Below are 23380 nucleotides of genomic sequence, written 5' to 3'. Positions count from 1 at the left end.
GAGGTTGAGCAGCGGGTGCCGCGGCCGGGCGCGAGGTTGGCGGCGGCGCACGGTGCGGGGTTGGGCAGCTGGTGCCGGGTTGGTGGTTCCGTGCGAGCCTGCAGCGCCGCACCCAGCCGTCAAGCTCGCACGGGGGCGCGCACTCCGCACCGTGCGGCGCGCACCCCGCACGGCGCGGCGCGGCGCGGCCCGCATGACGATCCGGTGAACAGAACCCTTCCGCGGTGAACGACGGGAAAACTGCCCCGGGAGCGACCCTAGGGTTGCCCTGGTCGAGCTGAAAGCGGCTCTGACCAGGGTTTTCTGTGAATTGCTACAGGATGGGGTCATCGGTGCCGATGTCGGTTCGTGCCACGACGGCAGTGGTCGTCGGCGCACTCGGAGCACTCGTGGGGACCGCGATCGTCGCCCCGCACCTGGTCCCTCCGACGTCGCCGCACACGAGCGCGGTCACCGTGCAGGCCGGTACCGACGCCTGCGGAACGGGGTGGCCCGCGAGTCCGGACCGGGCTCTCGCCGGCCCCCAGACGTTCCGGATCCACAACACCTCCGTCGCCGGGATCGAGGTGCAGCTGGTCGACCCCACGAACAGCGCGGTCTACCTCGACGCGGAGGGGCTGGGAGCGGGTGCGACGCACGACTACGGCGTCCGACTCCCGCGCGGCCAGTACCGGTTCCGTTGCCTGCCCGCCGACGCGAACCCCGGCACCGGGCCCGTCGTCCACCTGCGCGGCGCCACGCACGTCAGCGACGAGACCCCCGGGATCGTCCCGGTCACCCGCGACGACCTGATCCCCGCCGCCAAGTCGTACGGCGACTGGATCGAGAGCCGCCTGCCGACGCTGCTCGCCGACGTGCGTGCACTGGACGCCGACGTCCGGACGGGTGACGTCCGGGCCGCACGACGGGACTGGCTGGTCGGTCACCGCGAGTACGAGCAGCTCGGAGCCGCCTACGGCGCGTTCGGGGACGACGACACCGCGATCGACGGGCTCCCCGCCGCCGGACGGACCGCACTCGACGACCCGCACCTGACCGGCTTCCACCGCGTCGAAGCGCTGCTGTGGTCGGCAGCGCCCGGCAGCCGCGCCGTCGCACCCGCCGACGCCCTGGTCGCCGCCGTCGAACACCTGCGCCGGACGTTCCCCACCCAGCGGGTCGACCCGCTCGACATCGGCCTGCGCTCGCACGAGATCCTCGAGAACGCGCTCCGCTTCGAGGCGACCGGGGCCACCGACGCCGGCAGCCACACGGCACTGGCGACGATCGACGCGAACATCAGCGGGACGGAGCACGCGCTCGAGCCGCTCCGGTCGATCCTGCGGACCCGCTACCCGGGCCTCCGGGCCACCGACCGTGCGCTGGCGACCCTGCGCGCCGACGTCGAGTCACACCGACGGACCGACGGCAGCTGGGACACCCTCGACGGTCTCGACCGCACCGCCCGCGAGCACCTGGACGCCGACCTCGACGCTGCGCTCGAACAGCTCGCGCCCGTCGCCGCCATCTGCGACCCGAGGAGGACCTCGTGACCGAACGACCGCAGCGCCCGGGCCCGGCGGGCCCCCGGAGCCAGCAGCGCCCACGCGGGATGGACGCGGCGACGTACCGCCGGATGGCCGAGGCGCACGCCCGCCTCGGGCTCTCCGCCGACGGCAGTGTGTGTCCCGCCGGCGCACCGGACGACCAGCAGCAGCCCGGCCCCACCCGCGGGGTCGGACGCCGCGCGTTCCTGACCAGCGCGGTCGGGGCAGGTGCCGGAGCCGCCGCGGCGGCAGCGAGCCTGACCGCCGGGCGTGGGACGGGCCTCCAGGCAGCCGCCGCGACCACCGGCGGTGCCGACGCCTCGTACGCGTTCCACGGCGCGCACCAGGCCGGGATCACCACACCCGCGCAGCGACAGTCGGCGTTCCTGGCGTTCGACGTGACCGCGGCCGACCGCCAGGACCTCGCCGACCTGCTCCGGACGATCACCGAGCGGGCCCGGTTCCTGACCCGCGGCGGCACGCCTGCCGACGTCGGGATCACCGCGCCGCCGGCCGACTCCGGCGTGCTCGGACCGGAGGTCGCGGCCGACGGGCTCACCGTGACGGCGAGCGTCGGCGCCTCGCTCTTCGACCACCGGTACGGCCTGTCGGGGCAGCGCCCGGCGCGGTTGCGGACGATGGAGGACTTCCCGAACGACGACCTCGACCGGTCGATCTCGGACGGCGACCTGCTGCTGCAGGTGTGCGCGCACAACACCGACACCGTCCTGCACGCGGTCCGCGACATCGCCCGGGCCACCCGCGGCGGCATGCAGGTGCGCTGGCGCCAGGACGGTTTCGCGTCCCCGCCGCGCCCCTCCGGCACCCCGCGCAACCTGCTCGGGTTCAAGGACGGCACCGGCAACCCCTCCACCGCGGACCGCAGCGTGATGGACGACCTGGTCTGGACCCGCGGTGGACAGGACGGCGAACCCGACTGGGTCACCGGGGGCAGCTACCACGTCGTGCGGACCATCCGGATGTTCGTCGAGTTCTGGGACCGCGTCTCGCTGCACGAGCAGGAGAACATGATCGGCCGGCACCGCGACTCCGGTGCCCCGCTCACCCGCAGCGGCGAGTTCGACGACCCCCGGTACCAGGACGACCCGACCGGCGACGTCATCCAGATGGACGCACACATCCGGTTGGCGAACCCGCGCACCGCCGAAGCCCGTGCGCAGCAGATGCTCCGTCGTCCCTACAACTACGACAACGGCACCGACACGAACGGCGACCTCGACATGGGCCTGTTGTTCGCGTGCTTCCAGGCCGACCTGGAACGGCAGTTCGTCGCCGTGCAGAAGCGCCTGGTCGACGAGCCCCTGGTCGACTACGTGTCACCGGTCGGCGGCGGCTACTTCTTCGCCCTGCCCGGGGTCCGCCACGCGGACGACTGGCTGGGCCGTCGACTGCTCGCACGGACCTAGCCGGACCGACGCTCGCACATCCCAGCCCGGGCCGTCGCCCGCACGGACCCGCCCGCACGGACCCGCCCGGACCCGCCCGCCCGCCGGGCCCCACCGCTCCCCCACCACCCCACCGTCCCGACCAGTGAGAGGTTCCACGTGTTCCGACCTTCCGAACGACGCGTCCAACAGGGCGCGCTCGCCATCATGGCCCTGGCGGCCGTCGCCGGGACGGCCCTCGCCATCCCGCAGTCGGCGTCCGCCGCGGACAACTCCCTCAGGACCACCACCCCGATCAAGCACGTCGTCGTCATGTACGACGAGAACGTGTCGTTCGACCACTACTTCGGCACCTACCCGAAGGCCGCGAACACCGACGGCACCCGCTTCACCGCCGCACGGAGCACCCCGAAGGTGAACACGCTCGCGTCCTCCGGCACCCTGACGAAGAACCCGAACGCCTACGCCCCGTCACGGCTGACGCCCGCCCAGGCGCTCACCTGCGACCAGAACCACAACTACCTGCCCGAGCAGAAGGCCGTCGACGGCGGTGCCATGGACAAGTTCGTCGAGAGCACCTCGGTGGACACCTGCACCGGGCTGTACGGCTCGCCGGGCCTGACGATGGACTACTACGACGGCAACACCACGACCGGGCTGTGGAACTACGCCCAGAACTACGCGATGAGCGACAACGCCTGGGACACCGGCTTCGGCCCCTCCACCCCCGGGGCGCTCAACCTGATCAGCGGCAACACCCACGGCGGCACCGGCGTGGACTCGGTCACCGGTGCCACGGTGCCGACCTCGACCGCCGTCGTCGCGAAGGACGCCGCGGGCCAGGGCACCGTCACCGCCGACCCGGACCCCGCCTACGACGACTGCTCCGACAAGGACCACACGTCGACGTCGAACCTGGTGAAGATGTCGGGCAAGAACATCGGCGACCTGCTCAACGCGAAGGGCGTCACCTGGGGCTGGTTCCAGGGAGGCTTCACCCCGACGACGGCCTACGCGGGCACCGGCACGCTCGCCAAGTGCGACGCCACCACGACGAACGTCGGCGGCTCGGTCAGCAACGACTACTCGCCGCACCACAACCCGTTCGCGTACTACGCGTCGACGTCGAACCCGCACCACCTGGCACCGACGAGCGACCGCATGATCGGCTCCACCGACCGGGCGAACCACCAGTACGACCTGTCCGCGTTCGACACGGCCCTCGCCGAGCACCGGATGCCCGCCGTGTCCTTCCTCAAGGCACCCGAGGCCCAGGACGGCCACGCCGCGTACTCCGACCCGCTCGACGAGCAGAAGTTCCTGACGTCGAAGATCAACGAGATCGAGCGGTCGCCGGAGTGGTCGAGCACGGCCATCGTCATCAACTACGACGACTCGGACGGCTGGTACGACCACGTCGCGCCGACGATCCTGAACGGCTCGACGGACTCCTCGAACGACACCACGGTCTGCACCACGGCCGCGACCAAGGTCGGTGTCGCCGGTGGGTACCTCGACCGCTGCGGCCCCTCGCAGCGGCTGCCGTACCTGGTCATCTCGCCGTTCGCCAAGCAGAACCACGTCGACCACACCGCCATCGAGCAGACCTCGACCACGAAGTTCATCGAGGACAACTGGTCGACGGGCCGGATCGGTGACCAGTCGTTCGATGCTCGTGCCGGGTCCCTCCGGGGCATGTTCGACTTCACGCACCCGCAGCACCGCGAGGTGCTCCTGAACACCAAGACGGGTGCGGTCTCGCGGATCGTGTCGACGGCCGTCACGCCGAAGCCGACCCCGAAGCCCACGACGAAGCCGCACACGGGCTCCGGCAGCGGTACGGGCGCGAGCACCGGTTCCGCTGGTGGGACCGGCAGCGGCTCGAGCACGGGTGCGGGCACGGGGAGCGGGGCAGCGCCGGTCTCGAGTGCCTCAGCAGGAGCCGGGGCCACGGGGCAGACCGTCGCCGCCGACCCGTCCGCGACCGACCCGTCGGCGACGCGCCTGGCCTTCACCGGTGCGCAGCTCACCGGGGTCACGATCGCCGCGATCGTGTTCCTGATGTCCGGCATCGCGCTGGTCGTCATCCGCCGTCGCCAGCTCCGCCGTCGGGCCGACTGACATGGAGCGTCGGGCCGACTGACACGACGCGTCGGGCCGACTGACTCGACGTGTCGGGCCGACTGACTCGACAGACCGGTGCCCCGGAGCGTGCTGCGTTCCGGGGCACCGTCGCGTCTGCGCGGGGTCGCCCCGCGCCCGTCGCGTCCGTTCCCTCAGACCACGTCGGCCTGGAGGCGCGGCTCGCCTCCCGGCACCACGACCGCCCCCATGGGCGGTACCGTCCGCCACCGCTTCGCCAGCCGCCGCGGCCGGTCGTCGTACCAGGCGACGACCCCACCCGCCACGATGCCGAACGCGAGCACCCCGAACGAGAACAGCCCGATCAGGCCGAGCAGGGTCAGCTTCCCGAAGTCGCCCGTGTCCGCGGTCGCCGAGAACCCGATCGACCCGAAGTCCCAGAAGGCGTGCAGCAGCACCGGTGCGAGCAGGGACCCGGTCAGCCGACGCGCGACGTACAGCGTCGACCCGAACGATGCCGCGAACACGACCTGGATCAGCGTCGGTCCGATGCCCGCCCCGGCGAGCGCGTTGAGCAGGTGCAGCAGCCCGAACAGCACACACGACAGCGCCCAGACACCCATCTCGGGCAGGCGGCGGCGCAGCCCGACGAGCAGGGTCCCACGGGCCATCAGCTCCTCGAACACCCCGACGAACAGCACCCCGACGGCGAGCAGCAGGAAGTAGTGCGCCGGCAGCGCCGTCCAGTCGATCAGGGGCAGCCGCACGACGCACACCACCAGCACGAGGATCGGCGCGAGCATCGTCCACCGCACCCGCGTCCGGACCGGGTCGACCGTGGCGATCCGCCACCAGCCGAGCGCCGTGACGAACACGGCGAGCGCGGCGACGGCGATGCCCTCGGGGATGACCAGGGCGCGCACGACGCTGTCGACGGTCTGCGCGAGGGTCGCGTAGTCGTCACTCGGCCGCGAGCGCCAGGCGCTGATGGCCGCGAACACCACGAGCGGCGCGAGCCCGAGCAGCAGCGACGGGGGCACCGGCCAGCGACGGCGGCGGGCTCGGGTGGGGGTGGTCGTGGTCACCTCCCGGTTGTACCAGGCGGGACGTACGATTGGCGGTATGCGCCTGCCCTCCCTGTCCACGATGGCAGAGGACTACGTCAAGCTCATCTGGAAGGCCAGCGAGCGCGGCGGGCCCGGGCTGGCGACGCGGGACATCGCCGCGTCGCTGAAGGTGTCGGCGTCGACGGTGTCGGGCAACCTCAAGAAGCTCGACCGTGACGGCCTGATCGAGCACACCCCGTACTACGGCGTCGTCCTCACGCCCCTGGGCCAGCAGGTCGCGGTGGCGATGGTCCGCCGGCACCGGCTGATCGAGACGTTCCTGGTGCGGCGGCTCGGCTACTCGTGGGACGAGGTCCACACCGAGGCCGAGGCGCTCGAGCACGCGGTCTCGGAGCGGTTCCTGGACCGTGTCGACGCCGACCTCGGGCACCCGACGCACGACCCCCACGGTGACCCGATCCCCGGCGCGGACGGCATCGTGCCGGACTCCCCCGGCACGCTCCTCGGCGCGATCGAGCCCGGTGCGTGCGGCACGGTCGACCGGGTCTCGGACGACGACCCGTCGCTGCTGCGGTACTTCGACGAGCTCGGGGTCCGGCTGGGCACGCACCTGCGGGTGGAGCGGGTGCGGGACTACGCCGGCGTCATCGCGGTGTCACGACGCTCGACCGACGGTTCGGAGTCCCTCGTCGACCTGCCGGCCGCCGCCGCCGCGTCCATCTGGCTGGCGCCCGACGGCGACTGACCGCGCTGCGGGCGCTGGCCGGCTGGTCGCGGCTGGTCGGCCGGTCGGCTGGTCGGCTGGTCGGCTGGTCACGACACCCCGCTCACGTCCGCCGAGCGGTCACGAACTGTCGTCCGACAGCCCCGCAACCGACGATTCGCGACCACTCGGCGCCCAGCGCACGGGGTGTCGCGACCGCACCGCGGCCCGCGAACGCGCGTGGCGACGGACGGGAGGCTCGGCGCACCGCCGCCACGCGCCTCCCGTCCGGCGCCCCCGCCGGTCACGACACCCCGCTCACGTCCGCCGACCGGTCACCATCCGTCGCCCGACAGCCCCACAACCGACGGTCCGCGACCACCCGGCGCGCCCGGCCGGGCGCGCCCGCCGGCCCTACCCCTTGACCGAACGCGTCCGGCCGAGGGCGACCTCGCGCCGAGCCCGTTCGAGCGCGTACTCGGAGGCGACGCCGGGGTCGTGCAGCAGGCGTTCGGTCTCGCGCACGTGCTCGCGGACGACGTCGGAGCCCCGGTCGGGAGCCGCGGCCAGCACCGGCGCGACGGTGTCCTCGCCGAGTCCCACCAGCGCACGCGACAGGCTGAGCCGACGATCCCGGTCGCCGACGCCGAGCTGCACCGCGAGGGTCCGCGCGAGCGACGCCCGCTCGTCGCCGGGGACCAGGGCGACCGCAGTGCGCCAGGCGGCTCGGAGCACCTCGTCGTCCTGGTCCCCGAGCAGCGGGCGCACCGCCGGCCAGGCGTCCGGGTCACCGATCTTCGACAGGGTGTGCAGCGCCTGGCTGCGGGCCTGCGGCTCGGGGCTCTCGAGCTCGGGCAGCACCCGGGCCACGACGTCCTCGGCCCGGTGTCGGGTCAGTGCCCACGTCAGCATGTCGCGGACGAAGAAGTCCGGCTCCACGGCGCACTGCGCGACGAGCACCTCGAGGTCCGACGGGTCCGGGGTGGTGCCCGCGGCCATCACGGCCTGCAACCGGGCAGAGGATCGCGGGTCGGTGAGGGCATCGGTGAGCGTGGTCATCCCTCCATCGAAGCCCCTCGCGCCGGGGCCGTGTCAAGCATCGGGGCATAGCGTCGGGAGACGTGCGGTTCGCTCCCACCGCACCTCCGACCACGAAAGGACCTCCGCATGCCCCGCATCGGTACCAGTGACCTGCACGTGTTCCCACTCGCCCTCGGCGGCAACGTTTTCGGGTGGACGGCGGACGAGTCGACCTCGCACCAGGTCCTCGACGCCTACACCGCTGCCGGCGGCGACTTCATCGACACCGCCGACGTCTACTCCGCGTGGGCGCCGGGCAACTCGGGTGGCGAGTCCGAGCGTGTGATCGGTTCGTGGCTCCGGGCCTCGGGCAAGCGGGACGACGTCGTCATCGCCACCAAGGGTTCGCAGCACCCGGAGTTCCAGGGCCTGGGCGCCGACACCGTCGCCGCCGCTGCCCGCGCCAGCCTCGAGCGCCTCGGCACCGACCGGATCGACCTGTACTACGCGCACTTCGACGACCAGTCGACCCCGCTCGAGGAGACCGTCCGCGCCTTCGACCAGCTCGTGCAGGACGGTCTGGTCCGGTACACCGCGATCTCGAACTACTCGAAGGACCGCGCCGCGGAGTGGATCCGCATCGCGACGGAGAACGGCCTCGCCCAGCCCGTCGCGATCCAGCCGCACTACAACCTGGTCACCCGCCAGCCGTACGAGTCCGACATCGCACCGCTCGCCCACGAGCACGGGCTCGGCGTCGTGCCGTACTTCTCGCTCGCCGCGGGGTTCCTGACCGGCAAGTACCGCACGAAGGACGACTTCGCCGGCAAGGACCGCGAGGGCCAGGTGTCCGGCTACTTCACCGACGAAGGGCTCGCCGTCGTGGACGCGCTGTCCTCGATCGCCGACGCGCACGGTTCCGAGATCGCCACGGTCGCACTCGCCTGGTTGCAGGCGCAGCCCGACGTCGTCGCGCCGATCGCGAGCGCCCGGAACACCGAGCAGCTGCCGGCGCTGCTGGCCTCGGCGGAGCTCGAGCTCACCGCCGACGAGCTGCAGACGCTGTCCGACGTGTCGGCGAAGGTGCCCGCGAGCGCCTGACGCCCGCGCGCCAACGGATGCGCGTGCATGTTCCGACATCCCACTCGTCGTTCGACGGGTGGGATGTCGTTCGTTGCGCACGCATTCGCTGCGCGTGCATGTTCCGACAGATCACCCGTCGATCACGGGGTGGATCGTCGCAGAACGGGTCCGCCCCCCCCCCGCGCCCCTACGCCCCCGGAGCCAGCGACCCGGTCAGCGGCTGCCCCGACGACCGCGTCACGAAGCACGCGATGAACCGGTCACCCTGGTCCCACGTCGCCTGGTCCGGCGCGTAGGAACCCTGCACCTGCACGTCGCCCACAGCAGCCGCGGCCGAGGCGTTCAGGGCCGTGTCGGACTGGCACTGGTCGGCCGCCTGGGTCGCAAGGGCCTCGGCACCGGGGTAGGTGTCACCCTCGACGGCGAGGCGTGCGGTCAGCTGCCCGATGTGCGGCGTCGCGCAGTCCACCACCGTGAAGGTCTGCGACCACGCGTTCGTGAACGGGGACAGGCACTCCCCACCGGCCAGGTCGGTCCACGGGTGCTCACCGGGCTGGGCCGGTGTGGTCGCGAACTGCAGCGCGGCGGCGGGTGCGGTGGCCTCGCTCGACTGCGCGGTCGAGGGAGCGGCGGTCGGGGCCGCCGATGCCGACGACGCAGCCGAGGGCGACTTCGTCGGGACGGCCTGGTCGGCGATGTTGTTGCCGAGGATCCACTTCGACAGCAGGAAGACCAGCACGATGAGCACGAGGATCAGGGCGATCGACCCGTAGATCAGCAGCTGCTTGCCGCGCTTGCCCTCGTTCCGCAGCCGCGCGAAGCCCTCGTTGATGAAGTTGTCGCGTTCGCCGGGCTGTCGGTCCGGAGCAGCCGCGGACCGGCCGACACCAGCACCAGCAGCAGGGCGGGCCGCAGCCGGCGCAGCAGCAGCCGTGGGCACGGCAGCCGCGGGCATCATCCGCGTGCCGGTGTCCTCGGGGTCGTAGCCGGTGTCACCGAGCTGCCCGACGGCCTCGGTGCCGAACAGGTCCTTGATGGCGCTCGTGTCGCTGGTCTCGCGGCCGTCCCACTCGGACTGGTCCAGGTCGTCCGGCGCGGCGGCGGGCAGCGACTCCGGCTGAGGACCGGTCTCGGTCCGGCCCAGTCCGAGCACGGCGTCGAGGTCTTGTCCGACCGACGGCGGCAGGTGTGCCGGGTACTCCTGGGCACCCGCGGTCGGCTCCACGAGCGGCGGCGCAGCGGTCGGCGGCACGGTCGCGTCGGGCTCGGACCACCAGGGCGTCCCGGCTGCCGGGATCGCGGTGGTCGGGGCGTCAGATCGGAGGCCCTCGGTCGCCTCCGCTTCGTCGGCTCCGGTGGACGCACGGGGCGCGTCCACTGCCTCGGTCGGGTCCGCGGGGTCGCTCGTGTCCGGCGAAGCGGCGCCGGCAGCAGCAGCGGCGGCGGCACCTGCGCCGGCAGCGGTGGCACCGGCAGCGGGCACAGCCGGCGGCACCACGGGCGGGACCGGCACGGCCGGCGGCACCGGGTAGGTGCGCGGCGCCTGGGGCAGCCCGGCGGCCGGGGTGTCGACCTCGCCGGCCACGACCTCGTCCTCGTCGTCGAACTCGTCGGCGAGCGACCAGGACCCTGCGGACAGTGCGGTGGTGTCGAACGAGTCGGTGGTCAGCGTCGCCGGGACCTCGCCGGGCTCGTCGTCGTCGCCGATCGCCCAGTCGAACGGCCGGTCGTGGGCGCCGGTCTGCGTGGGGACCGGCCCGGTGCTCGTGATGCGCAACAGGTCGGTGAAGGTCGGCGGCTCCTCGGTCGGGGGCAGCACGTTCTCGACGCCGAGGGGCTGCGGCGCAGCGGGCGCCACGGGCTCCGGGTGCGATCCCGTCGCACGGCCGAGCCAGTCGACGTCGGCACGGCCCTCGCCGAACGGGTCGACGCGGCGACGCTCGTCCTCGATCGCCTTGGACGCGGCGGCACGTTCGTCGCGGTGGGCCTGGGCCGTCGGCAGCACGATCGACGACGGGTGCGGTGCGGTGGAGTCCGGGGGGACGTCCGCGGCGGCCGGGATCCGGTCGTGGAGCGTGGAGCGCTCGTGCTCGACGGCGGCGTCAGGGTTCTCCGACGGCGCGAGCAGCTCGGCGGGCATCGAGATGGCCTGGGTCGAGTCGTCCGGCGCAGCAGGAGCAGCAGCAGCAGCAGCAGGAGCAGGCGCAGGCGCAGGCGCAGGCGCAGGCGCAGCATCTTCGGGCTCGGGCACGAACGGCTCGGGAAGCGGTGCGCCCGTCTCACGCGCGGTGCGCTCGGCCTCGCGACGCTCCCGGCGCGACGGCCAGTCCTCCTCGCCCCGCGGCGCCCCGAAGATGTCCGCAGCGCTGCGGAGACCGTGGAACGGAGCGTCCGATCCGGACGCACGCCGAGCCTCCTGGCCGTCGTCCCCGTCTGCCGGGCCGGCGGTGCCGTCGGGTTCGCGTGCGTCGTCCGGACGCTCCTCGGTCACGCGGTCAGCCCCAGATCAGCCAACCCGATGGCTGCGAAGTACGGGTAGCCAGCCGCTTCGATCGTCTCCTTGGCGCCGGTGTCCCGGTCGACGACGACCGCGACGGCGGCGATGATCGCGCCCTCACGCTCGAGTGCCTCGGCCGCCTTGAGCGGCGAGCCACCGGTGGTGGAGGTGTCCTCGAGCACGACGACGCGCTTGCCCTGCAGGTCCGGGCCCTCGACCTGCTTGCCGCGGCCGTGGTCCTTCGGTTCCTTGCGGACGACGAAGGCGTCGTAGGTCAGTCCCTGGGCGGCGGCCTGGTGCAGGACGGCGCTGGCGATGGGATCGGCGCCCATGGTGAGCCCGCCGACGGCGGAGACGTCCGGCACCTGCTGCACGAGCTCGGTCATGACCTGTCCGATCAGCGGCGCGACGCGGTGGTCCAGGCTGACCTTCCGCAGGTCGATGTAGTACGTCGCCTTCTTCCCGCTGGTCAGGGTGAAGTCGCCGTGGAACACCGCTTCGGAGGAGATGTACTGGATCAACTGTTCGCGCGCGTCGGTCACAGCGCACAAGGGTAGCCGGTCGGGCCCGCAGCGCGCTCCCCCAGCCTGAGCGTCTGTGCGTGCTGGCACCGAGGCAGCGTCGGTACGCTCCGGGGCATGTCCCGTGCACCGCGTCGCGCCGCCGTGGAGCCGGCTCCGGCCGCCGGCCGCCGGCCCGGTGCCGTGGCCGTCACGATCGGACGGGAGGCCCTTGGCGGCCTGGTCGCGCTGGCCCTGGCCGTCATCGCCCTGCGCCACGTCGTCGCGACGGAACGGGTGGCGTTGCTCTGGTACGACGGCGACTCGGTGCTGCTGCCGCTCGTCGAGCGTTCGCTGCAGGCCGGGCAGCCGTTCGAGTGGGCGATGTCGCCCGCGCTGTTCTTCTTCCCGGAGCTGCCCGCGTACCTGTTCAGCGCGCTGGTGACCGCGACGCCGCAGCAGGCCCTGGCGTTGAACGGGGTGCTCGTGCTCCTCGCCGTCTACGCGCTGGTGCGTGCGGCCGCGAACGAACTGATGCCGTCCGCCGGGCGCCCCGCCCGGATCGCGGTGTCGGCCGGGGCGCTCGGCCTCGTCACCCTGCTGGTGCTGACCGAGTCGTCGGCGACGGCGACCTCGCTCGAGCTGGCGTCGCTGCTGCTCACGACGACCTACTACTACGGTGCCGTGCTGGCGATGCTCGGCACCGCGATCCTCGTGCTGCGGGCGGTGCGGCTCGGCCGGGCGTCGGTGCTGCTGCTCGTGGTGCTCGGACTCGTCGCCGCGTGCACGACGGCGTCGAACCCGCTGTACGTGCCGTGGTCCGCCGCTCCGGTCGTCGTCACGCTCGGGCTCCTGGTGCTGGCGCGCCGGGTGCCGTGGCGTCCGGCGGCGCTGCTGTCCGGTGCCGTCACCATCGGCTCGGTCGTCGGGTACCTGGTGCGGATCCCGCTGCGGCCGTTCGTCTCCCTCGACCCCGCGACGTACGTGCAGCCGTCGCGGGCCGGTGAGACGCTGCGGTTCTTCGCGGCACTGACCGACGACCGGGCGGGCACGGCACCGGGCGACGTCGGCCTGCTGCTGCTGTTCGCCGGCGTGCTCGTCACCGTCGGCGGCACGGTCTGGGCCTGGCGGGTCCGCACCGCCCGCACCGTGCTGGTCGCGACGCTGCTCCCCCTGGTGACCGTCGTCGCGGTGTCCGTCGGGGTCGTCGTCGCCGGGTCCGAGACCCCGCGCTACCTGCAGCCGATCGTGACCGCACCGCTGCTCGCACTCGTCGCCGTGGCCGAACTCACCCGCACCGCGGTGCGCCGGACACGGGTCCACCGTCCGCACCGGGGCGTCCGAGCGGGGGTCGCGGTCGCGATGGCCGCCGTGCTCGCGGTGGGCGTCGCGGTGACCCCCGGGACCGCCCACGCCGTGGCGACCGCCCGGTACCCGGCGGCGGCGTGCCTCGACCGTTGGGCGCACGGACGCCAGGTCACCGGCGTCGGACAGTTCTGGACCGTCCGTCCCCTCGCCACCTACGCGTCGACGAACCTCGAGCTGCTGCAGGTCCGCGACACCTTCGAGACGTACCCGTGGCTCGTCGACCTCGGGGCGTACCGCGGAGCCGACCCGAGCTTCGTGGTGGTCGGGTCGCACGACCTCTGGACCACCGCGGTCGAGGACTCCCTCGGCCCGCCGGCGACGATCACCCACTGCACCGGCTTCGACGTCTACGACTACGCCGGCACCGCGGGGCAGGCCCTCCTGCGGCGCGACGTCGTCGGGAGCGCCGACGTCATCCGCCGCGAGCGCGGCTTCTGATCCGCTGCTGAAGTTGTCCACAGCGGCGCGTTGCCGTCCGATGCTCGCTGTACGGATGTATAGGCTCGTGCTCGATGTCTCGCCCCTCACGCCTCCGCGTCCCCCGTGTCCCCGTGCGCCTGCGCCTCGCCGTCACCGGCCTGGCGCTCGCGGGCCTCGTCGGCACGGTCGTGGTCGATGCCCCGGCAGCCCAGGCGGTGACCTACCCCACGTGGGACGAAGTGAAGTCCGCCCGTGGCAAGGAATCCGCGAAGCAGGGGCAGATCACCGAGATCCGGGGCATCATCAGCGAACTCGACGCCAAGGTCGAGGCTGCCGAGGCGAAGGCGCAGAAGCTCGGTGACGTGTTCTACAAGGCGCAGCGCAAGGCCCAGACCGCCGCCGAGAAGGAACAGCAGCTCCGCGCCGACGCGAAGGAGCACGCGGAGGTCGCCGACCAGAGCGCCGCGCAGGCCGGCCAGTTCGCCGCACAGATGTCCCGCTCCGGTGGTGCCGACGTCACCACCTCGGTGATCACCCAGGGCAAGGACGCCAGCGACCTCCTCTACAACCTCGGCGCACTGAGCAAGCTCTCCGAGCAGGCCGAGCGTGTGCAGGCCGCCGCGAGCTCCGACGCCGCCGTCGCCAGCTCGCTCGAAGCGCAGGCAGACCGCGCCGCCGAAGCACTCGGCGACCTCGCCGCCGAAGCAGAAGACCGCATGCAGGAAGCCCAGACGGCGTCCGACGCCGTGCAGGCCGCCTACGACGAGCAGCAGTCGAACAAGGCACGACTCGACGCCCAGCTCGCGACGCTGACCTCGGGCCGGGTCCGGACCGAAGCCGAGTTCGCCAAGGGTGAGCGCATCCGCAAGGCGGCGGAAGAGAAGGCGGCACGCGAAGCCGCAGAGCGCGCAGCAGCCGCGCAGCGAGCGGCCGCCGCACAGGCTGCCGCGAACTCCGGCGGGGGCGCTCCGTCAGGCGGCGGCTCGACCGGCAGCAGCGGCTCCGGCGGCGGCGGTTCCGTCGGCGCGGGCTCGGGGACCGGCTGGGTCCGCCCCGCCAGCGGCTACGTCATCAGCCCCTACGGGTACCGCGTGCACCCGATCACCGGCGTCGTGACCATGCACGAGGGCACCGACCTGGCGAGCGGCTGCTACACGCCCATCGTCGCGGCCTCGGCCGGCACCGTCGACTACGTCGGCTGGTACGGCGGGTACGGCAACTACGTCCGGATCAACCACGGCGGCGGCGTGCAGACCGCGTACGGCCACATCGTCGACGGCGGCTTCCGGGTCGCCACCGGACAACAGGTCTCCGCGGGGCAGCTCATCGCACTCGTCGGCTCCACCGGGGCATCGACCGGCTGCCACAGCCACGTCGAGGTGCACATCAACGGCGCCACCACCGACCCGGTGCCGTTCATGTCGGCGCGCGGCGTCGCCTTCTAGCGGACCAGCCCGCCTCCGGCTCAGCCCGCGGCAGGCCCCACGTCGTCCACGTCGGTGTTCCACAGCGCCCGGTACCACGCGGTGCGCTCCGGGTCGTCCGGCAGCCCGTACGCCCGGTGGAACAGCGGCTCCCACCCGGGTCCGTAGTTCCAGCCGAGCGCCATCGTCGCCACCGCGATGTCGGCCCAGCGATCAGCGACGCCCATCGCATCCAGGTCGACGTGCCCGCTCCACCGCCGGTCCGCACCGATGAGCGTGTTCGGCGTGCACGGGTCGCCGTGACAGACGACGATCCGGTCGGTCGGCGGCTCCGGACCGAGCGAGCCCGGCCCCCGGTCGGCGTCGGTGTCGGCCGCACGCGCGCGATCGAGCCGGTCCACCGTGGACCACGTGAACGGGCAGTCGTCGACCGGCAGGGCGTCGTGCAGCGCGCGCAGGCCCTCCCCCACCGCGACCACCGCCGTCCGGGGTTCGTCGTGCCAACGCGGGTCGACGGCGCTCCAGCCGGGCACCGCGCGGGTGTGCAGCCAGACGCCGTCCTCGTCGGTGTCGTGGTCGAGCACCTCCGGCACCCGGGCGTACCGGGACGCCCACGTCAGCCGCGCGGCCTCGCCGCCGACCCACGAACCGTAGGCGTGCGGCAAGACCTTCACGAACTCCTCGGCGTGCGCGTCCGGTCCGATGCGGAACGTCGTCCCGCCGATCTGGTTGTGCCAGACGAGCGCGACCTCACGCCCTCGGGCCGCCTGGGCGACGACGTGCGGCACCGGGACGGTCTCGCCCGGCCGGGGCAGTCCACCGATCGAGCGCACCACGGCGACGCTCAGTGCACGCGGTCCGGGCGGGACGACCCCGAACCGCCACGGGCGATCTCGAGCAGCACCGGCAGGCGTTCGCCGAGCAGGGCGTCCAGGTCGGCGACGACGGCCTCGACCCGTTCGGTGATCTCCCGCGGCGCGGCTCCCCGCCGCGGACGGACCCGCACCCGGATCGCCCGACCGCCACGGACCCGGTAGACGTCGACGGCGAGCGAGCCGACCTGGGGCAGGTCCCCGATGGCCGAGGAGAGCGCGTGCTGCACGGCGGTGGACTCGATGCGCACCGAACCGGCGACGCCGTCCGCTGAGCCGTCGCTGTCCACCACGGTGCTCTCGCGACCACCGCCGAGCGTCGTCAGCACCACGAGTGCGAGCACGCCGAGCACGACACCACCGCCGAGCACGCAGGTCCACGCGAACACCGAGTCGTCACGCGACGCTCCGGTGCCGAGTCCGGCGAGGGCATCGCCGACCACGCGCCACCACGATGCGACAAGGGGCAACCTCTGGGCGGTCTGCACCAGAATCGCGGCGACCCCGGCGACGAGCAGGACGAGCCCGAGCACGATCAGTGCCGTGCGTCCGAGTGCGCGGTTCGTGGCGTTCATCCGTCCACCCGCCCCGTCGGCTGCACCCGGACGCGCGCGGCGAGGGCCGGCTGCGCGTCGATCGCGGCGAACTCCCGCTCGACGGCCTCGGTCGCGGCCACCGCGGGGACGTCCACCCCGGCTGCGGGCCGGAGCACGACGTCGACCGTGCGACGGCCGACTGTGCCCACGGCGGCGTCGGCGCCCAGACGGGTCGCGGATCGGGCGGCGCGGGCCGCGGCGGAGGCCAGGACCTCGTCGTCGACGACCACGGCGAGCCGGTCGGACGACATCGTGTGGCGTGGGCGCCGCTGCGGCAGGATCCCCTGCAGCAGGAGCACCAGGCCGATCAGGGCGACGACGGCGCCGACACCGATCACGATCGTCGTGTCGAGGCCGTCCGGCGCGGCGAGGGCGGCGTCGACCACGGCACGGGGGTCGACACCGAGCACGTTCTGGTCGAGCAGGACGAGCGCCCCGGCGAAGACCGCAGCGGCGGCGAGCACCAGGGCGATGAGCATCGCGACGACGACGGCGCCCGAACGGGAGACGTGGGTCTCCCGACGCAGCAGGCGCCGGTAGGTGGCAGCGTGGTCCCCGGCGGGCCCGCCGACGAGGGGTGGGACGGTCACCGGACCCTCCGCGGGGTGTCCACCACCGACGACGCGAACGTCACCGTCACGCGGGCGACCTGTCGGCCGGTGATGGTCCGGAAGCGCTCGGCGATCGTGCCGCGAGCCCGGTGCGCCGTGGCGACGACCGGCTCGTCGGGGAGTGCGTGCGAACCCAGCACCGGCAGGGCGAGCGGGGCCGTGATCTCGACCGCCAGCGCACCGCGGCCGTCGTCGGCGACGCGGGCACGGACCTCCCGGGCGGCAACGCGCAGCGCTTCAGCAGCGACCGCCTGCGCGGTCCGCACCAGCGCGTGCGCTCCGATCCTGTCGGAACCGGGGACCCGGACACCGACGGGAGCAGCGCCAGGACCGGAACCGGGGACCCGGACGCCGCGGTCGCCGGTCGTGGCGACGGCGGCGTCGCTCACGACGAGCTCCGGCGTCCGCGCAGCACGTCGAGCAGGCGACGGAAGTCGACGTCGCCGGTGACGATGCGTGCGACCAGTGCGCCGAGCGCCATGCAGACGGCGACCACGACGAACGCCCAGAACCCGAGCGTCACGGCGACGATCGCGAGCAGGGCACCGACGCCCATCCCGACGACGGTGGCGTTCAACGGACCCGACCGTCCCGGGTGTCGAGCTCGTCCGCGACGCCGTTGAGGGCCGGGATGTTCACGTCGTTGATGGCGATGTTGACCTCGGTGACCTCGAGGCCGACGAGTTCGGTCACGGCGCTCGTGACGGCGGCGCGGACCGCGGAGGCGACCTCCATCATCGGCGTCGGGTAGTCGACGACGATCGTCAGGTCGACCGCCACCTGGGTCTCGCCGACCTCGACGCGGACGCCCTGGCCGAGCGCGCTCGAGCCGATGGCGTCGCGGATGGCGCCGAACGCACGCGAGGCGTTGCCGCCGAGCGCGAAGACGCCAGGCACGTCGCGAGCGGCGATGCCCGCGACCTTCGCGACGACCGTGTCGTCGATGATGGTCTTGCCCTTGGCGGTGACCTGCGTCGTGGTGGTGCCTGCGGGCTGGGTGTTGCCGGCCCCGGTGCCGAGCGTGGCCCCGGTCGGGGTCCCGTCGACGCGGTTCGTCGTCGATGCCATTGCTGCCTCCGTGCGGTCGATTGCTGGCCTCCAGCGAACACCATCGTGCCGGACGCCGCACAGACGATGCACGTGCCGACCTCGTCGTCAGTCGGCACCGGTAGGTTCTTGTTCCATGCGCGTGGCGACCTGGAACGTGAACTCCGTCCGCACCCGAGTGGGTCGGATCGTCGACTGGCTGGTGCGTGAGGACGTCGACGTCCTCGGCATGCAGGAGATCAAGTGCAAGCCGGAGCAGTTCCCGGTCGAGCAGTTCGAGGCTGCGGGCTACCACGTCGAGGCCCACGGCCTGAACCAGTGGAACGGCGTCGCGTTCGCCAGCCGTCTGCCGCTGGAGGACGTCACCCGCGACTTCCCGGGCCAGCCCGGGTTCCTGAAGGGCCACGAGGGGCCGGACCTGCCGGTCGAGGCCCGCGCGATCGGCGTCACGGTCGACGGCGTGCGGCTCTGGAGCCTCTACGTGCCGAACGGCCGCGAGCTCGGCGACCCGCACTACACGTACAAGCTCGACTGGCTCGCGCAGCTGGCCGACCGCACGTCGGAGTGGATCGAGGCGTCGCCGGAGACCCCGCTCGCGCTGATGGGCGACTGGAACGTCGCACCGCTCGACCAGGACGTCTGGGACCTGCGGGTGTTCGAAGGGTCCACGCACGTCAGCGAGCCCGAGCGGGCAGCGTTCCGCGAGTTCGAGGCCCGGGGGCTGCAGGACGTCGTCCGCCCGATCGTGCCCGACGGGTACACCTACTGGGACTACAAGCAGCTGCGGTTCCCGCGCGACGAGGGCATGCGCATCGACTTCGTGCTCGGCTCGCAGGCCTTCGCCGACGTCGTCACCGACGCGTCGATCCACCGGAACGAGCGGAAGGGCGACGCCCCGAGCGACCACGTGCCCGTGGTGGTCGACCTCGACCTGGACACGTCGCTCGACGACGACCGCCCGATGATCTTCTGAGCGGAGCCGGTTCACCAGGCCGGAACGTCGGCACCCGCTCTGTTACGCCCGGCGTCCGCCGTCGCGCCGGGGATCGTCACGTCGACGTAGGTTTCCTGCACCGAACCCCTTCGAGAGCAGGTGAAGCCATGTCCCGCACGACGATCCTTCCCATCCAGCGCCTCATGGCGACCGCGGCCCCTGCTGCGTGGCGCGACGGCATCGTCGTCGAGACCCGCGCAGCCGACGCCGTGGTGCTGTTCCTCGACGGGAGCATCACCCAGCTGCGGGTGGCGGACGCGGACGGCGTCCTGTCGGTCGGCGAGCCGGTCGCCCACCACCCGGTCGCCGAGATCCTCAGCGCCGGCAGCCGGCAGACCACCGCGCGCGTCGCGTAGCGCAGCCGGAGCGGCTCACGCGGAGCGGCTCACGCGGTCATCGCGTCGAGCATCGCCTGGCACTTCGACACCATCTCGTCGCAGGCCATCGCGCAGTAGCGGCACGACTCGTCCATGTCCTGGTGCGTGCGGCACTCGGCGGCGCACGCGGTGCCCATCGCGACGACGGCCATGAGCATCGCCTGCATCGCGGCCGTGTCCATGCCCATCGGACGCATCATCATCCGCATGCCGGTGTCGGCGAGCATCGCGGTGTTCGAGCACATCGCGGCGCAGGTGGCCATGTCGCCGCCCATGCGCATGTCGGCCGCGGAACACATCGTCGCGGCCATCGACGCGGCGTTCATCGCCATCATCGTGTCCTGCATCGTGGTCATGTCCATCTGCACGGGCATGTCCGTCGTCGACATGTTCTGCATCATCGCCATCGTGTCCATCGGAGGTCTCCTCGTCGTGGTCATCGGTCGCGAGGCGGTCCGCCCCGCGTGCCCGCCACGATACGCGCGCGCTGTTCCCACTTCGTGAGCAGGAACGGTCGGGTCGGCGGGCGCGACCCGACCGCTCCTGCGCACGGTCCGCGGTGGTCGCCACCACGTGACGGACGGGAGGCCCGGTGCAGCCCCGCCACGCGCCTCCCGTCCGTCCCGCCGCGCGTCCGGACGCGGAAGACGCCGGCGTGCGCGCACGACGCCCGCAAGTGCGCGAGACGCCGCCGAATTCGGCGGCGTCTCGGCGAGATCGAGGAGTCTCGACAACACGACGGCGTCTTCCGCAACGCCACACGCCGGCGTCTCGAGCGCTACGGGTGCAGCAGGGCGGCGATCGCGACCAGCACGGGCACCGAGCCGAGGGTCGAGATGAGCACGACGTCACGCGCCACCGGCACCGCGGCCCCGTACCGCTGCGCGTAGTTGAAGACGTTCTGCGCCGCGGGCAGGGCGCCGAGCGTGGTGAGCACGAAGACGTCCTGGTCCCCCAGGCCGAACACGAACCGCGCGAACACGAACGCCACCGCCGGCATCACCACGAGCTTGATCGACGACGCCACGATGACGTCCGTCCGGATCGCCGGGTCCCGCAGCGGGGTCGCACCGTGCAGGCTCATCCCGAACGACAGCAGCACGACGGGCACCGCGGCAGCGCCGACGAGCGAGAACGGCTCGAGCACGGGGTCGGGCAGGGTGAGCCCCGTCGCCGAGCACACGAGCCCGACGAGCGAGGCGATGATGATCGGGTTCCGGAACGGCCCGGCGATCCGCCTGCCCCACCCGCCACCACCCGCGGTCGCGGCGTCGAGGATCGTCAGCGCGATCGGGGCCATCACGACGAGCTGCAGCAGGATCACCGGCACGACCGCGGTCGCCTGCCCCAGCACGTAGACGGCCACCGGCAGCCCGATGTTGTTCGCGTTGACGTAGCTCGAGGCCAGCGCTCCGACGGTGGTCGTGGTGACGGACCGCCGCAGCACGAAGCGGAACACCACGGCGGCGGCGAGGGCGACCACGGCAGCACTCAGCAGTGAGACCCAGAGCATCGACGACAACAGCGACGCGATGTCGGCCGTCGCGATGGTGTGGAACAGCAGGCACGGCATGAGCACGAAGAACGCGAGCCGGCTCATCACGAACTGCGCGTGCGGGCCGAGCAGACCGATGCGTCCGACGACGTACCCACCGGCGATGATCACGCCGATGATCGCGAAGCCGGTCAACACGCCACCCATCCCCTCCATCCTGGCACCTGGAGGCGGGGATGTGACGTCACTCAGGTCGGAAATGCGTACGCATCGAATACCGTTGAGCGCACCATGACCTCGACGAACGCTGACACCCTGACCCGGTCCACCGACTCCAGCCAGCCGCTCGTGCCGCTGCTCGAGGAGCGCTGGAGCCCCCGCTCGTACGACGGGACCGCGACGATCTCGGACGACCAGCTCGACGCCGTCCTCGAGGCAGCTCGCTGGGCACCGTCGGCCATGAACTTCCAGCCCCGCCGCTTCATCGCTGGCCGCCGCGGTACCGAGACGTTCCGGAAGATCAACGAGAACCTGCTCGGCTTCAACGCCGCGTGGGCCTTCCGTGCCAGCGCCCTGGTCGTCGGTGTGCTCGAGACCGTGACCGCCGACGGCGACGAGCGTCCCTTCGCCCAGTACGACCTCGGCCAGTCGCTCGCCGCCCTGACGGTGCAGGCCCACGCCGAGGGGCTGCACGTGCACCAGATGGCGGGCATCGACGCCGCCGGACTGCGCACCGCGTTCGACCTGCCGGAGCGGTTCGTCCCGTACACCGTCACGGCAGTCGGCACCGTCGCGCACCCGTCGCAGCTCGACGAGAAGGCCGCCGAGCGCGAGGTCGCCCCGCGCAGCCGCATCGCCCTCGACGAGGTCGTCCTCGTCAAGGAGTGAGCGACGGCGGCACACCGCCGCCCCCGGATCGTCACGACGGCCGTGTCCCTGCGGGGGCGCGGCCGTCGGCGTACCATGACGTGACATGGATCAGCACCAGGACGACGCCCCGCCGGAGATGAACTTCTACACCCGGAAGTGGGTGCGACCGGAGGACCTCAACGCGAACGGCACCCTGTTCGGTGGCAGCCTGCTCCGCTGGATCGACGAGGAAGCCGCCGTCTACGCGATCATCCAGCTCGGCAACGGCAAGGTCGTCACGAAGTACATGTCGGAGATCAACTTCCTGTCGTCGGCGAAGGAGGGCGACATCGTCGAGATCGGCCTCGTCGCCACCCGGTTCGGCCGGACGTCGCTCACCATGCGGGCCGAGGCGCGCAACCTCTTCACGCACCGGAGCATCCTGACGATCGACGAGGTCGTGTTCGTGAACCTCGACGAGGACGGCAGCCCCGCCCCGCACGGCTACACCGACATCACCTACGCCCGCGACCGGGTCCCCGCCACGCACCGCGCGTGACCCCGCAGACATCACGCAGCACCCGGCAGCCCGGAGCACCGCACGCGGCATGTGATCGGCGGCCTCTGGCAGGATCAGGGGCATGACCACGCCCCGCCTCGTCGCCTTCGACCTGGACGACACGCTCGCCCCGTCGAAGTCCTCCCTCGACCCCCGCATGCTCGAGACCTTCGCGTCCCTGCTCGAGGTCGTGCCGGTCGCGGTCATCTCCGGCGGCAACTTCACGCAGTTCGAGCAGCAGCTGGTCACCCCGCTCCGGCAGCGCGACGGGCTGACGCTCGACGCCCTGCACCTCCTGCCGACCTGTGGCACCCGCTACTACCGGTGGCAGGACCAGGACTGGGCGCTGCAGTACGCCGAGGACCTCACCGACGAGCAGAAGGACCGCGCCCTCGCCGCGGTCGAGACCCGTGCGAAGGAAGCCGGGTACTGGGAGTCCGAGACCTGGGGCCCCATCCTCGAGGACCGCGGGTCGCAGATCACGTTCTCCGCCCTCGGCCAGTCGGCACCGGTGGACGTCAAGAAGCAGTGGGACCCGACGGGCGAGAAGAAGGACCACCTGCGCCGCCTGGTGCAGCAGGACCTCGCCGACCTCGAGGTCCGCTCGGGCGGTTCGACGAGCATCGACATCACCCGCAAGGGCATCGACAAGGCCTACGGCATGCAGCGCCTCGCCGAGATCACCGGCATCGCGCTCGACGACATGCTCTTCGTCGGGGACCGGCTCGACCCAGAGGGCAACGACTACCCGGTGAAGGCGCTGGGCGTCCCCTGCCACGCGGTCGAGGGCTGGGAGGACACCGACGCGTTCCTGACCGAGCTCATCCCCACCCTGCGCTGATCCCCGCGCGAGACGCCGGAGTCTCGCCAGGACGCCGCGGCGT

24 protein-coding genes are annotated in these 23380 nt (G+C 72.5%); 12 read left to right on the top strand and 12 right to left on the bottom strand.

Going from position 1 to position 23380, the window contains the following annotated elements; all coding sequences use genetic code 11:
* The first annotated feature begins 338 nt into the window (after positions 1-338).
* The 3 genes from QRN30_RS00895 to QRN30_RS00885 all read left to right on the top strand — a co-directional run bounded on the left by QRN30_RS00895 (position 339) and on the right by QRN30_RS00885 (position 5053).
* On the top strand, positions 339-1532 hold the full coding sequence (locus QRN30_RS00895) for an EfeM/EfeO family lipoprotein (RefSeq protein WP_284760230.1): 1194 nt from the start codon (positions 339-341) through the stop codon (positions 1530-1532).
* Complete coding sequence (gene efeB / locus QRN30_RS00890) at positions 1529-2953, top strand: iron uptake transporter deferrochelatase/peroxidase subunit (RefSeq protein WP_231564077.1); 1425 nt, start codon at positions 1529-1531, stop codon at positions 2951-2953. Before QRN30_RS00895 ends, efeB begins: the two co-directional genes overlap by 4 nt.
* A 138-nt stretch (positions 2954-3091) precedes the next feature.
* A complete protein-coding gene (locus tag QRN30_RS00885) occupies positions 3092-5053 on the top strand; it encodes a phospholipase C (protein WP_081612207.1) in 1962 nt (653 codons plus the stop codon).
* 155 nt (positions 5054-5208) lie between these two features.
* Here QRN30_RS00885 and QRN30_RS00880 read toward each other — a convergent pair whose 3' ends face one another.
* Positions 5209-6099, bottom strand: coding sequence for a CPBP family intramembrane glutamic endopeptidase (locus QRN30_RS00880; RefSeq protein WP_284760061.1), 891 nt, complete (start codon positions 6097-6099; stop codon positions 5209-5211).
* Positions 6100-6136: 37 nt separating this feature from the next.
* On the opposite strand from QRN30_RS00880, the gene QRN30_RS00875 reads away from it, so the two are divergent.
* Positions 6137-6826, top strand: a complete 690-nt coding sequence (locus QRN30_RS00875) for a metal-dependent transcriptional regulator (RefSeq protein ID WP_017886335.1) — start codon at positions 6137-6139, stop codon at positions 6824-6826.
* Between the two features lie 372 nt (positions 6827-7198).
* On the opposite strand, the gene QRN30_RS00870 is transcribed toward QRN30_RS00875, so the two are convergent.
* Positions 7199-7843 (bottom strand): HEAT repeat domain-containing protein, encoded by a 645-nt coding sequence (locus QRN30_RS00870; protein WP_284760060.1) that lies wholly within the window; start codon positions 7841-7843, stop codon positions 7199-7201.
* A gap of 108 nt (positions 7844-7951) precedes the next feature.
* On the opposite strand from QRN30_RS00870, the gene QRN30_RS00865 reads away from it, so the two are divergent.
* Positions 7952-8905 (top strand): aldo/keto reductase, encoded by a 954-nt coding sequence (locus QRN30_RS00865; protein WP_284760059.1) that lies wholly within the window; start codon positions 7952-7954, stop codon positions 8903-8905.
* Between the two features lie 169 nt (positions 8906-9074).
* Here the strand turns inward: QRN30_RS00865 and QRN30_RS00860 are convergent, their stop codons facing one another.
* The gene (locus QRN30_RS00860; RefSeq protein ID WP_284760057.1) at positions 9075-11378 is read right to left on the bottom strand and encodes a septum formation family protein; all 2304 of its coding nucleotides are present in this window, start codon (positions 11376-11378) and stop codon (positions 9075-9077) included.
* The gene (gene pyrE / locus QRN30_RS00855; protein ID WP_017886338.1) at positions 11375-11926 is read right to left on the bottom strand and encodes an orotate phosphoribosyltransferase; all 552 of its coding nucleotides are present in this window, start codon (positions 11924-11926) and stop codon (positions 11375-11377) included. The genes QRN30_RS00860 and pyrE overlap by 4 nt, the downstream gene beginning before the upstream one ends.
* 96 nt (positions 11927-12022) lie before the next feature.
* Here pyrE and QRN30_RS00850 point away from each other — a divergent pair, with 96 nt between their 5' ends.
* Both QRN30_RS00850 and QRN30_RS00845 read left to right on the top strand, forming a co-directional pair.
* Positions 12023-13690: a hypothetical protein gene (locus tag QRN30_RS00850; RefSeq protein ID WP_042538728.1), complete on the top strand. Its 1668-nt coding sequence runs from the start codon at positions 12023-12025 to the stop codon at positions 13688-13690.
* 74 nt (positions 13691-13764) lie between these two features.
* A complete protein-coding gene (locus QRN30_RS00845) occupies positions 13765-15117 on the top strand; it encodes a M23 family metallopeptidase (RefSeq protein WP_083389219.1) in 1353 nt (450 codons plus the stop codon).
* A gap of 20 nt (positions 15118-15137) precedes the next feature.
* Here the strand turns inward: QRN30_RS00845 and QRN30_RS00840 are convergent, their stop codons facing one another.
* From QRN30_RS00840 to QRN30_RS00815, 6 genes are read right to left on the bottom strand one after another with little or no spacing between them, the layout of a single operon-like run.
* The gene (locus QRN30_RS00840; RefSeq protein ID WP_263137099.1) at positions 15138-15932 is read right to left on the bottom strand and encodes an aminoglycoside 3'-phosphotransferase; all 795 of its coding nucleotides are present in this window, start codon (positions 15930-15932) and stop codon (positions 15138-15140) included.
* 8 nt (positions 15933-15940) lie between these two features.
* Complete coding sequence (locus QRN30_RS00835) at positions 15941-16543, bottom strand: hypothetical protein (protein ID WP_071250526.1); 603 nt, start codon at positions 16541-16543, stop codon at positions 15941-15943.
* Entirely contained in the window at positions 16540-17154 is a 615-nt protein-coding gene (locus QRN30_RS00830) for a hypothetical protein (RefSeq protein ID WP_056069488.1), read from the bottom strand. Before QRN30_RS00830 ends, QRN30_RS00835 begins: the two co-directional genes overlap by 4 nt.
* Positions 17151-17564, bottom strand: coding sequence for a hypothetical protein (locus QRN30_RS00825; protein WP_056069492.1), 414 nt, complete (start codon positions 17562-17564; stop codon positions 17151-17153). Before QRN30_RS00825 ends, QRN30_RS00830 begins: the two co-directional genes overlap by 4 nt.
* Positions 17561-17752 (bottom strand): DUF2273 domain-containing protein, encoded by a 192-nt coding sequence (locus QRN30_RS00820; protein WP_017886345.1) that lies wholly within the window; start codon positions 17750-17752, stop codon positions 17561-17563. Before QRN30_RS00820 ends, QRN30_RS00825 begins: the two co-directional genes overlap by 4 nt.
* Entirely contained in the window at positions 17749-18243 is a 495-nt protein-coding gene (locus tag QRN30_RS00815; protein ID WP_017886346.1) for an Asp23/Gls24 family envelope stress response protein, read from the bottom strand. Before QRN30_RS00815 ends, QRN30_RS00820 begins: the two co-directional genes overlap by 4 nt.
* Before the next feature lie 115 nt (positions 18244-18358).
* Between QRN30_RS00815 and QRN30_RS00810 the strand changes: the two genes are divergently transcribed.
* Together QRN30_RS00810 and QRN30_RS00805 are read left to right on the top strand one after the other, a co-directional pair.
* On the top strand, positions 18359-19195 hold the full coding sequence (locus QRN30_RS00810; RefSeq protein ID WP_017886347.1) for an exodeoxyribonuclease III: 837 nt from the start codon (positions 18359-18361) through the stop codon (positions 19193-19195).
* Positions 19196-19323: 128 nt separating this feature from the next.
* The gene (locus QRN30_RS00805) at positions 19324-19572 is read left to right on the top strand and encodes a hypothetical protein (protein WP_056069500.1); all 249 of its coding nucleotides are present in this window, start codon (positions 19324-19326) and stop codon (positions 19570-19572) included.
* A 29-nt stretch (positions 19573-19601) separates the two neighbouring features.
* Here the strand turns inward: QRN30_RS00805 and QRN30_RS00800 are convergent, their stop codons facing one another.
* Together QRN30_RS00800 and QRN30_RS00795 are read right to left on the bottom strand one after the other, a co-directional pair.
* Entirely contained in the window at positions 19602-20009 is a 408-nt protein-coding gene (locus QRN30_RS00800; protein ID WP_262118362.1) for a four-helix bundle copper-binding protein, read from the bottom strand.
* Between the two features lie 362 nt (positions 20010-20371).
* On the bottom strand, positions 20372-21295 hold the full coding sequence (locus QRN30_RS00795; RefSeq protein WP_017886350.1) for an AEC family transporter: 924 nt from the start codon (positions 21293-21295) through the stop codon (positions 20372-20374).
* Positions 21296-21379: 84 nt separating this feature from the next.
* Here QRN30_RS00795 and QRN30_RS00790 point away from each other — a divergent pair, with 84 nt between their 5' ends.
* From QRN30_RS00790 to QRN30_RS00780, 3 genes are all read left to right on the top strand, one after another.
* Positions 21380-21976 carry a nitroreductase family protein gene (locus QRN30_RS00790; protein WP_071250535.1) on the top strand — a complete coding sequence of 199 codons (597 nt, stop codon included), beginning with the start codon at positions 21380-21382 and terminating at the stop codon, positions 21974-21976.
* A gap of 85 nt (positions 21977-22061) precedes the next feature.
* Positions 22062-22496 carry an acyl-CoA thioesterase gene (locus QRN30_RS00785; protein ID WP_082046898.1) on the top strand — a complete coding sequence of 145 codons (435 nt, stop codon included), beginning with the start codon at positions 22062-22064 and terminating at the stop codon, positions 22494-22496.
* A gap of 82 nt (positions 22497-22578) precedes the next feature.
* Positions 22579-23337, top strand: a complete 759-nt coding sequence (locus QRN30_RS00780) for an HAD-IIB family hydrolase (protein WP_017886353.1) — start codon at positions 22579-22581, stop codon at positions 23335-23337.
* The last annotated feature ends 43 nt before the right edge of the window (positions 23338-23380 follow it).

It is taken from the genome of Curtobacterium sp. MEB011, assembly GCF_030209655.1.
GTDB lineage: Bacteria > Actinomycetota > Actinomycetes > Actinomycetales > Microbacteriaceae > Curtobacterium > Curtobacterium poinsettiae.
The sequence above is the reverse complement of the archived record's forward strand: the minus strand, read 5'-3'. Positions and strand labels throughout refer to the sequence as shown.